Genomic DNA, 13,681 nt, shown 5'->3' on the forward strand with positions numbered 1-13,681 from the left:
ATCTGGCTATGGCCTGCTAGATTTAATTTACTTAACAAAATTATAAGAAAAGACATAAAAACGTAAAATGAGGGAATGGGGCATTGGGTATTGGGCATTGGGAAAGACTTGTTGCAACTTCTCACCTCTTGTCCCATTGTCTCCCACTCCTAACTCCTAACTCCTACTCCCCAATTCCTACTCCCCAATATAAAATGTCAACTTGGCAATGTGTAAAACAATGTGGAGCCTGCTGTAATCTTGATCCAGCAGATCGTCCAGATTTGGATGAGTACCTCTCTCCACCAGAACTAGAACTCTACCTCAGCATGGTAGGCGAAGGCGGATGGTGCGTTAATTTCGACCATACCACGCGAGAATGTCGCATCTACCAAAATCGTCCGCGCTTCTGCCGTGTGGAATCAGAAGTGTTTCAAGATATGTATGGGGTTGAACCAGAAGAAGTTAACGATTTTGCTATCGACTGCTGTCGCCAGCAAATAGAAGGAGTATACGGCGATCGCAGTCTGGAAATACTACGCTTCAATAAAGCTGTTGGGCTGTGAACTCCCACTCCTGGTTTTAGTATCTGGAGTTGCAATTTATTACAACAATCTGAGAATATGATAGAAATATGAAAACAACCTCGCAACAAAACTATTGCCTGTGAAACTTGATTCTGCTCCTTTGGACATTTCTGGCATATCTCAGACTGAGATCGAGCTAGAACCCAAAGACAGCAATGATTTTAACTTAACTCCTGCGATCGCCAAACCAGTTCAGCCTGTAGTTGCCGATAGTCCCCAAAAGCAGCAATCAGCGCTAGTAGTTTTTGGTACGACTTTTGTAACCATTTTTCTAGCAGAAATTGGAGATAAAACTCAGCTATCCACCCTGTTAATGAGTGCAGAATCTCATTCGCCGTGGGTGGTATTTATCGGCTCGGCGGCGGCGCTGATAACCACCAGCTTATTAGGCGTGCTTTTAGGTAGTTGGATAGCCACCCGACTCAGCCCAAAAACTGTAGAAAAATCAGCAGGCGTAATGTTGTTAGTGATTTCCCTAATGCTCTTTTGGGATGTATTCCAAGGTTAGTTAGGAGTTAGGAGTTACTAGTTAAGAATTAGAAGTTAGTAGTTATTCTCCCTCATCTCCCGGTTGGTGAGCGAAGTCGAACCACATCTCCCCCATTCCCCCTTAATAATATGGATTGGCATCTTTTAGGACTAAGCTTTATTACAGTTTTTTTATCAGAATTGGGTGACAAAAGTCAGCTAGCGGCGATCGCACTTTCAGGGCGTAGTAATTCTCCGCGTGCAGTATTTTTTGGTGCAGCAGGCGCATTGCTGTTGACAAGTCTGTTGGGATCATTAGCAGGAGGTGCAGTAGCAGAATTATTACCTACACGCTTGTTAAAAGCGATCGCTGCTGTGGGATTTGCCATCCTCGCTGCACGTCTGCTGTTATTTAACAATGAACCACCGACGGATTCTGAACAAACACCTTAAAGAAGAATTCAGAATCCAGGAATCAGAATTACTCTTTCTGGGAGATTGGAACCCCCGAAGGTTTTAAACTAATATCATATTAGGGAACTCCAAAAAATAAATTATTCCACATTCAAGTCGTTGACTGTTGACTGTTGACTGTTGACTGTTGACTGTTGACTGAAAGTGAACCGTCAACGGTCAACAGTGAACAATAGCAATGGAATATTTTTTTACTTGGAAGTCCCTTATGTCCGGCAAATTACCCATAATAAAAGAATCCCTCCTCGCAGGCGGGGTGGGGTTCTCCAGGTTTAATAAGCGATCAAGCGGACATAATAAGCTGTTCCACAAATAAACTTGCATATACTGGGCGGGCAGGATGCCCACCCCACAAGAGTTATATTTAATAAGGGTTATGCAAATTAAATGTTTTTTAGCTTATCACCCAGTCAGACTCGAATTCATACTGAATTCTGACTCCTGACTTCTGAATTCTTCTTTACAAAGTTTCCCAACCGGTTCCTTTGTAGCCGTATTGAAAAATTTCTGGATGCAAGATTTCTGCCAAAATTTCTAGAGAATCTACCAGTCGCGGCCCTGGACGATTGAAGTAAGAATTGCCATCAGTAATGTAGACTCTACCAGCTTCGGTAGCGTGTAGTTTTTCCCACTCTGGACGTTGAGTTAATAAATTGGCTTCTTGGCGAGTCCGATTTAAATCAAAGCCACAAGGCATAAAAACAATTACATCTGGATCGGTTGTTATTAGTGTTTCCCACGGCAAAATAGGAGAAGGCTGACCTGTAGCGCAAAATAGAGAATGTCCTCCTGCTAAGTTAACTAATTCAGGAATCCAATTGGCGGCTACCATCAAAGGATCAGTCCACTCGATACAGGCGACAGTGGGAAGTTCATTTAAAGAAAGTCCCTGGACTTTTTGTTGACAAATTCTGACGCGAGCTTCTAAGTTCTCTAGAACTTTAACCGAGTCTACCTCGAAGGTATTGCCGACTCGTTGAATGTCAGCCCAAACATCTTGCAGAAGATTGGGTTGTAAAGAAATAATCTGGGGTTTACTGTCAATGAGTGTAGCAACTGCCTTTTCAACATCCTGTAAGCTGACAGCACAAACATCGCACTGGTCTTGAGTCAGAATGTGGGTAGGCTGCAATTGCTCTAAAACATCTGTTTTGATTTGGTAAATACTGAGAGCAGATTGCAATAAATTGTTCACTTCATTGTGAATTTGGCTGCTGGAGGCATTGGAGTTTAAGCGTGCTTCGGTACAAATGGGGCGATTGAGGATTTCTGGAGGGTAATCGCATTCGTGCGATCGCCCCACAATAGCATCAACCAAGCCTAGTGCCGCTAAAATCTCTGTTCCACCGGGAATTAAGGAAACAATTCTCACATTACTATCTGTCATCGCTCCACCTCCGTAAAACCTGCCGTTACCTTAATTTTTGCAGAATTTGAGTCATTAGGTATCTTTCTCTAGGAGAATCAAGGGTGTTTTGCTAGTCACCACTAAGCAATAAATTTAACTGGGGATTAAGAATTAAAGATTAAGAATTAAACATTAAAGATTAATAAAATTTTTTCCACTCCCCAGACAGAAATTCAAAATATTATATTAATTAACAGTATCTTTACTTGAGAGAGAGTGGAATTACTTTATAGTAGAATTACTTGAGAGTAAAATGATTTGAACTGCTAATTATCACCTAGCAAAAATTACCGCCATAAATTAACAGAATTAATCAGCAAAATCTAGCTATGAACTCGTTAGCTAAAATCATAAAATTTGATTATAAAAATTATATTTTCCGGTTGTGAAAAACCATATCCAGTAGTTGTAGTGATACAAAGATAGTTCTACTTTTTCTATAGAACTGCAAGGTAAAATTATTTCTTCTTGAGGTCAACTAATGCAGGTGGTGTCAGCTAGAGATATTACAGAGCACAAGCAGGCCCAAGAGGCTTTACAAATCAAAGAAAATCGTCGGCGAAAACAAAGCCAGACGCTGGTACAGCTGGCAAGAAGCAAGACATTTCAGCAAGGTGATCTTAATGCGGCCTTAAGGGAAATCACAGAGACTGCTGCTCGGACGCTCTTGGTGAAGCGAGTTGGTGTATGGTTATATAATCAAGAGCGTTCAAAACTTGAATGCATCGATTTATATGATGTAAGCACCAATAAGCATAGCTTTGGTAACTCACTTTTAGAAAAAAATTATCCCACTTATTTCCAGGCTTTAGAAGAAGAACGTACCATTGCCGTAGATGATGCCATAAACGATATAAGAACCCAAGAATTATCCGAATCTTATCTTTCAGTTTGGGGTATCACATCCCTGTTGGATGCACCGATTTGGCTAGAGGGTCGAATGGTTGGCGTAGTGTGTCACGAACACATAGGCGAAGAACGCCAATGGACTTTGGAGGAGGAGACTTTTGCTGGCTCGATTGCAGATTTTGTGACGTTGGCTATAGAAGCGAAGCAGCGAAACTTCGCACAAGAAGCATTGCGCCTCACTATGTCGCAATTTCGGGCGATTTTTGAGCGTTCTTCTATCGGCATTGGACTTATAGATATGAAAGCGCAGATAGTCGATACTAATCTGGCACTGTGTGAGATTTTAGGATATAGCCGAGAAGAGTTATCCGGCAAGCGCTTTACAGATTACATTTCCACACAAAGGGGAGATTTAAAACTTTACAAACAACTTCTGTCAAGAATTCGCACAGACTTAAAAAGAACTTCGAGGGTAGGCTTCCAACCCGACAAATATCAGGAACAGTTTGCCGAAAGACATCGGATTGAGATGGAAAGACGCTGCCTGCATCAAAATGGTAGCTTAGTTTGGACTCATATCTCTGTTTCTGTTATACCAGGGAGCAATGGTGAACCTGAGTTTTTTCTAGCGATGATTGAGAACATTACTGAACGTAAAGAAACAGAGTTGAAACTTCTTGCCTCTCAAGAAGCAGCAGAAGCGGCCAGTCGGGCAAAAAGTGAATTTTTAGCAACCATGAGTCATGAGTTGCGGACACCTCTCAATGCAATTATGGGTTTGTCGCAGTTGTTGCAACAAGAAATAGTTGGCTCTCTCAATGAAAAGCAGAACGAATATGTAAGTTCTATATATAGTAGTGGTGAACATCTGCTGACACTGATTAACGATATCCTTGATTTATCTAAGATAGAAGCAGCTAAAGAGGAACTGTTACTCTCACCTTTGCCAGTATCAGATTTATGTAATTATGCCATTTGGACAGTGCGCGATCGCGCCTCAGAAAAGGGATTGCAACTCACCTGTAAAATTGACGTAGAAGAGGATATTTGTATTGGTGATGAACGGCGCATTAAGCAAATGCTACTCAACCTGCTCACCAATGCGATTAAATTCACCCCAGCCGGTCAGGTATCGCTGGTAGTCAAAAAAGTACCGCAAGGGATAACGTTTACAGTTTCAGATACTGGAATTGGGATTGACTCAAATCAGCTTCAATTTCTATTTGAACCGTTTAAACAGCTTGATAGTCGGTTAAATCGGCAGTATGAAGGCACTGGTTTGGGTTTAGCTTTAACACGCAAATTAGCGCGTTTGCATGGTGGAGATGTAACTGTTACATCGACTTTAGGAGAAGGTAGTCAGTTCACTCTGTTTCTACCAAATCTAGTTGACATGCAAACAGCGCAAAATGAAGGATATCAGCAAGATAAGTAGAGCTGCGTGAATAATTCAAGGTTTGTAGTGGAAAGATCGCCACGCGATCGCTTTATCCCCATCATAGCGTAGGCATAACCTGCCGCAGATATCACTGCGATCGATCTGAAACTATGAAAATTACACGAAGATAAGTATTTTTATATACATTTATCAGCCAACAATGTAAAGATATGTCTTAAAGTATAGACATTTAAGTAAATATTCAGTATTAGGTTATAGACATTAAAGTATTGCCGAAACCGTCAACTCTCTGCGAATTCTTTGTGCTTTACAACAGCACTAACAGCAGGTTGAAAACTGAAGTTACTCCAAAAATATTCTATTCAAGAAGGTAAAAATTATGGCAAATATCATTGGAACTAAAGGTAATGATACGTTAGTGGTTAGCCAGTATGATGGCACTAATGACACACTCACTGGTGGAGGTGGGCAAGATAAATTTATTTACACATTATATTACAACATGTACATGTACAATATCACTGATTTCAGTGGTATTGGTACAAGTCCAAATCCATCGGCAGCAGTCATTACCGAAGTTGATACGTTGATATTTCAAGACATTGGCTTTACTGCCCGAAATCTCCTACTTACACAGAATGGTAACAATCTGGAAATTAGCTTTGATGGAGACATAACTGATGATGGAGAGGTAATTGGGACGGATTACGACTCACAAGATATAAGTCCCTTTTTATTTGAGAAGCCAATAGTCACCCTGCAAAATTTTACCCTGGAAAACCTAGATAATCTATCAACTCTGGGCAATATCCTGTTTTATGGACAAACCAGCATCAAGGACAGCTTTGATGTCGTTAATGCCAACTCTACCCAACAGAACCCATTTAATAAGAACACAGTCACCTTTTTTAACGACCTGAATAACTATGTCATCGGCTTTGATAACTCAAATGATGTCATCAATGGCCAGGGCGGTAATGATAGCATCAATGGCTTGAGTGGCAACGACCTGCTGCGCGGTGGTGCGGGAAATGATACTCTCATGGGTGATGTGGGTGATGATTCCCTCAAAGGTAATACTGGTAACGACCTGCTGCTTGGTGGTACGGGCAATGATACTCTGATTGGTGGTGTGGGCAATGATACCCTCAAAGGTGGCGCTGGTAAGGATACCTTAAATGTTTACGGTTCAGCAGGTGATAACCTACTCTCTGGGGGCGATGGTAATGATTCTCTTAGTGCCTCTCACTATTTCTCTTTTGAAGAATTCGGCTATTTTGCAGAAACCATCTATTTCACCTCAGGCAATAACACTCTCAAAGGTGGCGATGGTAACGATACCTTGGATGTTAAAGGTTCAACAGGTGATAACCTACTCTCTGGGGGCGATGGCAATGATTCTCTTAGCGCCTCTGGCTACCGCAAATTCGACGGCTCATTTGTATATTACATTGTTGGCAATAACACCCTCAACGGTGGTACTGGTAACGATACCTTAGATGCTAATGGTTCGAGAGGCGATAACTTACTCTCTGGGAACGATGGCAATGATTATCTCTCTGCCTCTTGCGACTACGGTAGAATAGGCTTCTCTGACTCCTCAGGTAATAACACGCTCAACGGTGGCGATGGTAACGATATCTTAGATGTTCAGGGAACAGGCGATAACCTCCTCTCAGGAGGCGATGGTAATGATTCTCTTTTTGCCTCTGGTGAATTTGAAAGCTTCTTAGGAATCTATAAAGTTGTTGGTAATAACATCCTCAACGGTGGTACTGGTAACGATACCTTGAATGTTGATATTTCAGAAGGCGATAACCTGCTCTCTGGAGGCGATGACGATGATTATCTCTCTGCCTCTGGCTACTTCGGCGACGAGGTAGGATACAATCTTACTGCGTCAGGGAATAACACCCTTAAAGGTGGTGCTGGTAACGATACCTTGAATGCTGACATCTCAGAAGGTGATAACCTACTTGATGGCGGGAATGGCAATGATTACCTCTCTGCCGTTGATACTTCAACAGGCGATAACACCCTCAACGGTGGTTCTGGTAACGACACCTTGAAGGCTGACAATTCAACAATCGATAACCTACTCAATGGCGGGAATGGCAATGATTATCTCTCTGCCGTTGGCACTTCAAAAGGCAATAACACCCTCAACGGTGGTGCTGGTAAAGATACCTTGAAGGTTGACAATTCAAGAGGCGATAATCTACTCTCTGGGGGCAATGGCAATGATTTTCTCTCTGCCCTTGCAGCCTCAGGCAATAACACCCTCAACGGTGGCGCTGGCAGTGATATTCTGATAGGTGGAAAAGGTAATGATGCCCTCTATGGTGGGAATGGTGCTGATACCTTTGTTTTCAATAGTTACAATGAAGGCGTTGATCGTATTTATGACTTCAATAACGCAACGAATGAAGGCGTTGATAGTCCTTATGAGTCCAACGCAACTAATGAATATATTGAGATACGGGCTGCTGGTTTTGGTGGGCAATTATCAATAGGTGTACTCTCAGCGAATCAGTTTACCCTTGGAACATCTGCAACAACGATCGCTCAACGATTTATTTATGATAACAGTACAGGTGCATTGTACTTTGATCAAGATGGCAGTGCAGATGCGTTTACTCAGGTAAAATTTGCACAATTATTTGGTGGAGTGTCACTAAGCGAAAAAGTTTTTTATGTGACTGCTGAATATTGATTATTCTAGCCAGATAAAAATAATAAATTCTGAAAATGCGAGATGTCTATAAATAGCACCTCGCATTCGATAGTATTTAGGACTTACGCATTGACAAGAAATACCAAATATAAAATATATATCAAGTTTAAAAACCACATCTTTCGTAAGGGCACAGCAATGCTCATAAGTGTCAACTTAAGCTAAAAGTCTTTTCAAATCTCGTTTCCAGCCTCTGGGCTGGAAATGCACTTCAATTGCGCCTCTGCCGCAAGTCTAGAGGCGGAGCCTCAACGACGGGCATTCCCAGTCGGAGCAGGGGAACGAGACATATCTAAAAGCTTGTTCTAAGATGGCTTTCACCTTAATTTGACACCAATGAGCAATGCTGTGCCCCTACAGCATTTACGATGGCAGGATAATTACGAAAAGCCTGAAAGAACCCATTTTAGTTAATTCACATTATGATGCATTTGTACAGTGCGTAAGTCCTAGTATTAATGAAAATCGTGTTCACTAACCAATCAATTTAGCAATCCTAAATCATTCTAATTGGAAAAATTTTCTCATTATCACATGGGGAATCCCAGCTTCTTCAAATATTTCTCCTTCTTCTACAAAGTCCAATTTTTTGTACAAAACTTTTACATACTCTTGGGCATGGATTACAACTTCTGGAATATTTTTATTAGCTATAACCTCTAGTGCCTCAATCATAATTTTCTTACCAATACCCTGCCCTCTAGCTGGAGACAAAACAGCAAGTCTTTCTATTTTGGCAGTTTTATCATCCAAATATCTAATTCTGGTAGTACCCACAGCTTTCTGATCTAAATAAGCAATCAAATGCTGAGATATTTCATCTTTGCCATCAAACTCTAAAGCGGGATCTACCCCTTGTTCTTCCTGAAAAACTGATTTTCTAATTGCTGCGATCGCTGGAAATTCTTCAGGTAAATCAGCAACTTTTATGACTAAATTACTCATCAAATTATTTCTGTATTTAGTATATAAAAAAAGGTGGGCATTGCCCACCCTACAAGCTTTAATCTGCACCTTCAATTGGTGCAAAACCTTGACGTTGAATATTTTCTGTTACCGCGCGTGGTTCGAGGAATTGCAGAAGGTAATCAGGGCCGCCTGCTTTAGAACCTACTCCAGAAAGTTTGAATCCACCAAAGGGTTGCCGCCCAACGATCGCTCCTGTAATATTACGGTTAATGTACAAATTCCCAACTTCAAATTCTACCTGCGCCTGCTGAATGTGCGAAGGTGTTCTAGAATAAAGTCCTCCAGTTAAGGCGTAGTTTGTACCGTTGGCGACTGCTAAGGCTTCTTGGAAATCTTTGACTCTAATTACCGCCAGCACCGGGCCAAAAATTTCTTCCTGGGAAATTACCGCATTTGGCGATACTTCACTAAAGATGACTGGGCCGATAAAATATCCTTGTTCGGGTGCTGGTAATTCCAAGGCTAATTGTGCTTCTGCCTTACCCTTCTCAATATACTCACGGATGCGATCGCGGGCATTAGCATCAATTACTGGCCCAACTTGTGTACTTGGTAACTCTGCTTCCCCAATGTTCAAGGATTTTGTCGCTTCTACCAACCGTTGCACAAAGGCATCATAAATCGGTTGCAGTACAATCACCCTGGAAGCAGCAGAACATTTTTGTCCACTGTAACCAAATGCTGACTGCACAACCCCCACAACAGCTTGGTCTAAATCAGCACTTTCATCGACAATAATGGCATTCTTGCCACCCATTTCCGCAATCACCCGTTTCATGTGCTTTTGTCCGGGTTTTAAGATTGCCGCCTCTGCGTAAATTCTACAGCCGACTTCTTGGGAACCTGTAAAAGCAATTACATGAGTATCTGGATGATTTACTAAATAAGCGCCGACTTGCGAACCCTTGCCAGGTACGTATTGAAATACACCTTTGGGAAAACCAGCATCTACCAAGATTTCTGTGAATTTTGCTGCAATTACAGAAGATGTTTCCGCAGGTTTTAGGAGAGTACAATTGCCTGAAACCAAAGCTGCAACAGTCATTCCACAAGCGATCGCTAGCGGAAAATTCCAAGGAGAAATTACCACAATAATTCCTCGTGGCTGGTAAATATAACGATTAGTTTCGCCAGGTATGTCGTAATTCACACCTTTATCTAACCGTTCTATCTCATCAGCGTAGTACCGACAAAAATCTATCGCTTCCGAAACCTCTCCATCAGCTTCCTTAACTGGTTTCCCAACTTCCAAAACTATCCAAGCTGAAAGTTCAGCGCGGCGGAGTTCCATCAAATCACCAGCTTTCCGCAAAATATCAGCGCGTTGTTTCGCTGGTGTTTTTTTCCAACCAGGAAACGCCGCTTTAGCAGCTTGCATCGCCTGTTCTGCTTGTTCAACGCTAATTAACCCAACTTTACCAACTACCTCACTGAAATTAGAAGGATTGAGAGAATCAACAAATTCCGGTGGATTAACATACTCGCCATTAATTAGGGGTAAATAAGTTTTACCCAACTGTTGGCGAACGCTTTGGAAAGCTTGCGCCGCCTTTGTTCTCACCTCTTCCTGGGCGTAATCAGTATCAGCAGCACCGAGGAAATCAGAGTTAGGAGTTTGTAGAGACGCGATTAATCGCGTCTGTTCGTTAGGAGTTAAAGAGTTTTTCTCCTCTTTGACGATTGGCGGTGCTAATAATTCTTCAATCGGTCGATTTTCGAGATTTTGGCGTAAAAAAGAACTATTGGCGGTATTTTCTAACAACCGCCGAATTAAATACGCCATTCCAGGTAATAATTCACCATAAGGACAGTAAACTCTGACTCGATAACCCCTGTCAACCAACGCCTTGGCAACTTTATCGCCCATACCGTAGAGGACTTGCAATTCAAAGCGACGGCGGGGGACATTTAAACTTTCAGCTATGGCAATGGCGCGAGAGTGCGATCGCACATTATGGCTACCAATGGCAGAATACACATATTGATGATTTTCTAGCAACAATTGAGTGATGGTTTCAAAGTTAGCATCAGTTGCGGCTTTGTCGTTGTAAACTGGCTGTGGCCAATGCTTTTGGGCTGCTTTGATAGTTTCCTGATCCCAATATGCGCCTTTCACCAAGCGGATTGTTAGGGGATAGCCGCGTTCTTTTAACCAATAAATTACGTCTTTGGTATCTTGCTCACTATCACGCAGATATGCTTGAATAGTTATGCCAATGTCTGTGCGTTGCCGAAACTCTTCTTCTAAGAGCAGTTTTTTCAGGATGCTAAGAGTTATATCCTTGTAGGCATACTGTTCCATATCAAAATGGACAGATGCGCCTAATTCTTTAGCACGACGTAAGAGAATACGAATGCGATCGCTAACTCTCTCCTCACTACCCTTAGCATCTAATGGGTCAAATTGGGAATAAAACGCCGTTAATTTAACAGAAACCTGAACTTTTGAGATTGCTTCGCCATCAGCTTCATCAATAGCCGGGATAGCTGCCCAATTCTTCGATGCTTCCACCAATTGTTGCATTAATTCTAGATAGCGTTCTAGATAAGACTGCGCTTCGGCTTCGGTAATTACTGCTTCACCAAGTAAATCGATGGTGAAAGCCATTTTCTCTTTTCGTAGTCGTTCAACTGTTTTGATGACTTGTTTAATATTTTCCCCAGAAATATATTTATGAGCAAGAGTTTCAACGGCTGTACCAACGGTTGTCGCAGCAACTTGTCCTGGCATCGAGTCTGGGTTAGCAAAGTTTAGCATCCCCTTCAAAGCTGCCGGTAATTCTACAGATTCATCGCCTAAATATTCTTGTAAATGTGAGGCAATTTCTGATTTACTGTGTAAAGCAGGTAGCGTATCTATAAAGCGAAATAGTTGCACCCGCAACCCAGGATTACTCATCGCCCAAGCGAGTAATTTATCATCCCAGCGCATTTGATCCCGCAGGGAAGAAAAAAACGAACGATTTTCCTGCGTTGCTGCTAGAAGTTGTTTAGCAATTTCTTGGGTTTTAGCTTCGTAGGTGCTTGTTTCTACTTGTAATACCACTGATAATGAACTCCGTTAATCAAGGCAAGGCTTTTTGTACAAAGCCTGTGTCTTCTATTTTGACGCTTTCATATATCTAGTGGGGAGTGGGGAGTGGGGAGTTAGGAGTGGGGAGTTAGGAGTTTGGAGTTAGGAGTTTGGAGTTATAAGAATTCTTTCCCCAATACTTCGACTTCGCTCAGTACAAGTGCCCAATGCCCAATACTTCGACTTACCTCGGCAACTCTTGGAGACGCTACGCGTAGCTTGTTTAAGAGCAGGGGTACGCTCGGCACAAGTCGCTCAGTACAAGTGCCCAATGCCCAATTCAATAACAAATGTTATCCTTTTGTTGATCTATTTCTAACTTGATTGACAGATGTTGCAACACAAGAGACTAGCTCAGTCATACTAAGAGTGTGGATACTACGTTTATGCCTACAGAAAACCTCACGCATATCTTATTTTCTAACTGGCAACACACACTCCAACCCTTTGGTGTTGACCAGGTAGCGGCTGAGAAAGCTTTTAATCCCTTGGTTGCAGCTTACTCTACCCCTGGTCGCTACTACCATACACTGAAACACATCGATCGCGTTTTCAGCACAATTCAGATTTTGCAAGGCTACACTACCAATCTGGCTGCTGTTCAACTAGCTGCCTGGTTTCATGATGTAGTGTATGACACTCAAGCTCAAGATAATGAACAACGAAGTGCAGACTATGCTTTTGATCTACTGAGTAATTTGGGTATTCCAGAAAGTACTATAGTTACTGTTACCCGTCTGATTCTGAATACTAAAGACCACCAAGCTGCGGTGGATGACTATGATAGCCAAGTTCTACTTGATGCAGATTTAGCGATTTTGGCTACTAACCCAGTGCAGTATGGAGAATACGCCTATGCTATTCGCCAGGAATATGGCTGGATGGCAGAGGCGGATTATATCACAGGTCGTCAGCAGGTTTTAGAACGATTTTTACAGCGATCGCATATCTACTTTACCCCTTTAATGTCAGAGTTCGCTGAACCATGTGCCCGTGGCAATATCCAGGGAGAAATTCAGTCTTTATATGAAGGAATTTGGTAATTAACTGTTTGGCTTGGGAGTCTTGATAGCCATTGAGGACAATACTGCATAGGTTTTGAAGATTTGTAGGTTGGGTTGAACTTAGGACTTACGCATTGACAGAAAAGCCAAAATAGCAGGTATAATTTTCAAGGCTTATAGCTAGATTTTTCAATGATATTTTGGCGATCGCGCCCAATCAAGGGTGATAGACAAAAGCCTGAAACAACGTATTTACGTTGGTACACAAGATAGTTATTTTGTACAGTGCGTAAGTCCTGGAACTTACCAAGCCCTTCGGGCAGGGAACTCTTAAGAGGGAACAGGGAACAGCTTTGAAAACCTGCCCGAATTTTGGGTCTAAAGCCCCTAAATTTATTTATGAAAAAAAATAAAAACATTTTTTAAGGGGACGCGCAGCGCAAGAAAAAATACGTCCTTGTACAAATCCCCTAATTTTAATTATGGGGATTTCCCTGTTCCCTCTTGCCTGTTCCCTGTTCCCTTTTAAAGCTATTTTCAGGTAAATAGACCACGCGGTAGAGGCACAGCATTGCTCATTGGTGTCAACTTAAGCAAAAAGTAGCTTAACTCTTAGCTGACTCGCCCGCCTCGAACTAAAGTTCTAGGCTAATAGCTAAAGTCTACTAAAGTAGACTAAAGATTTTTCAGATTATTTAGTCATCAATAGAAGACTTGAGCTATTAGCAAGGAACTTC

Annotated in this window: 9 protein-coding genes; 6 read left to right on the forward strand and 3 right to left on the reverse strand. The window is 41.9% G+C overall.

Going from position 1 to position 13,681, the window contains the following annotated elements; genetic code table 11:
* Nucleotides 1–194: 194 nt before the first annotated feature.
* The 3 genes from D1367_RS21785 (at nucleotide 195) to D1367_RS21795 (ending at nucleotide 1,487) form a co-directional block, all read left to right on the forward strand.
* Nucleotides 195–545 (forward strand): YkgJ family cysteine cluster protein, encoded by a 351-nt coding sequence (locus D1367_RS21785; RefSeq protein WP_118168211.1) that lies wholly within the window; start codon nucleotides 195–197, stop codon nucleotides 543–545.
* 100 nt (nucleotides 546–645) lie between these two features.
* Entirely contained in the window at nucleotides 646–1,074 is a 429-nt protein-coding gene (locus D1367_RS21790) for a TMEM165/GDT1 family protein (protein WP_118168212.1), read from the forward strand.
* A gap of 110 nt (nucleotides 1,075–1,184) precedes the next feature.
* A complete protein-coding gene (locus D1367_RS21795; protein WP_118168213.1) occupies nucleotides 1,185–1,487 on the forward strand; it encodes a TMEM165/GDT1 family protein in 303 nt (100 codons plus the stop codon).
* Nucleotides 1,488–1,968: 481 nt separating this feature from the next.
* Here the strand turns inward: D1367_RS21795 and D1367_RS21800 are convergent, their stop codons facing one another.
* The gene (locus tag D1367_RS21800) at nucleotides 1,969–2,895 is read right to left on the reverse strand and encodes a cobalamin-binding protein (protein WP_118168214.1); all 927 of its coding nucleotides are present in this window, start codon (nucleotides 2,893–2,895) and stop codon (nucleotides 1,969–1,971) included.
* A gap of 502 nt (nucleotides 2,896–3,397) precedes the next feature.
* On the opposite strand from D1367_RS21800, the gene D1367_RS21805 reads away from it, so the two are divergent.
* Nucleotides 3,398–5,200: a GAF domain-containing sensor histidine kinase gene (locus D1367_RS21805; RefSeq protein ID WP_118168215.1), complete on the forward strand. Its 1,803-nt coding sequence runs from the start codon at nucleotides 3,398–3,400 to the stop codon at nucleotides 5,198–5,200.
* 343 nt (nucleotides 5,201–5,543) lie between these two features.
* Nucleotides 5,544–7,877, forward strand: coding sequence for a calcium-binding protein (locus D1367_RS21810; protein ID WP_118168216.1), 2,334 nt, complete (start codon nucleotides 5,544–5,546; stop codon nucleotides 7,875–7,877).
* A 522-nt stretch (nucleotides 7,878–8,399) separates the two neighbouring features.
* Here D1367_RS21810 and D1367_RS21815 read toward each other — a convergent pair.
* Nucleotides 8,400–8,843 carry a GNAT family N-acetyltransferase gene (locus tag D1367_RS21815; RefSeq protein WP_118168217.1) on the reverse strand — a complete coding sequence of 148 codons (444 nt, stop codon included), beginning with the start codon at nucleotides 8,841–8,843 and terminating at the stop codon, nucleotides 8,400–8,402.
* 58 nt (nucleotides 8,844–8,901) lie between these two features.
* On the reverse strand, nucleotides 8,902–11,913 hold the full coding sequence (gene pruA, locus D1367_RS21820) for an L-glutamate gamma-semialdehyde dehydrogenase (protein ID WP_118168218.1): 3,012 nt from the start codon (nucleotides 11,911–11,913) through the stop codon (nucleotides 8,902–8,904).
* A gap of 413 nt (nucleotides 11,914–12,326) precedes the next feature.
* Between pruA and D1367_RS21825 the strand changes: the two genes are divergently transcribed.
* Nucleotides 12,327–12,983, forward strand: a complete 657-nt coding sequence (locus D1367_RS21825; protein WP_118168219.1) for an HD domain-containing protein — start codon at nucleotides 12,327–12,329, stop codon at nucleotides 12,981–12,983.
* The last annotated feature ends 698 nt before the right edge of the window (nucleotides 12,984–13,681 follow it).

Source organism: Nostoc sphaeroides (assembly GCF_003443655.1).
GTDB classification, from domain to species: domain Bacteria; phylum Cyanobacteriota; class Cyanobacteriia; order Cyanobacteriales; family Nostocaceae; genus Nostoc; species Nostoc sphaeroides.

Coding starts and splice junctions, on each gene's coding strand:
- D1367_RS21800 (WP_118168214.1), bottom strand. CDS start 2,895: ATGACAGATAGTAATGTGAGAATTGTTTCCTTAATTCCCGGTGGAACA.
- D1367_RS21810 (WP_118168216.1), top strand. CDS start 5,544: ATGGCAAATATCATTGGAACTAAAGGTAATGATACGTTAGTGGTTAGC.
- D1367_RS21805 (WP_118168215.1), top strand. CDS start 3,398: ATGCAGGTGGTGTCAGCTAGAGATATTACAGAGCACAAGCAGGCCCAA.
- D1367_RS21825 (WP_118168219.1), top strand. CDS start 12,327: ATGCCTACAGAAAACCTCACGCATATCTTATTTTCTAACTGGCAACAC.
- D1367_RS21785 (WP_118168211.1), top strand. CDS start 195: ATGTCAACTTGGCAATGTGTAAAACAATGTGGAGCCTGCTGTAATCTT.
- D1367_RS21815 (WP_118168217.1), bottom strand. CDS start 8,843: ATGAGTAATTTAGTCATAAAAGTTGCTGATTTACCTGAAGAATTTCCA.
- D1367_RS21795 (WP_118168213.1), top strand. CDS start 1,185: ATGGATTGGCATCTTTTAGGACTAAGCTTTATTACAGTTTTTTTATCA.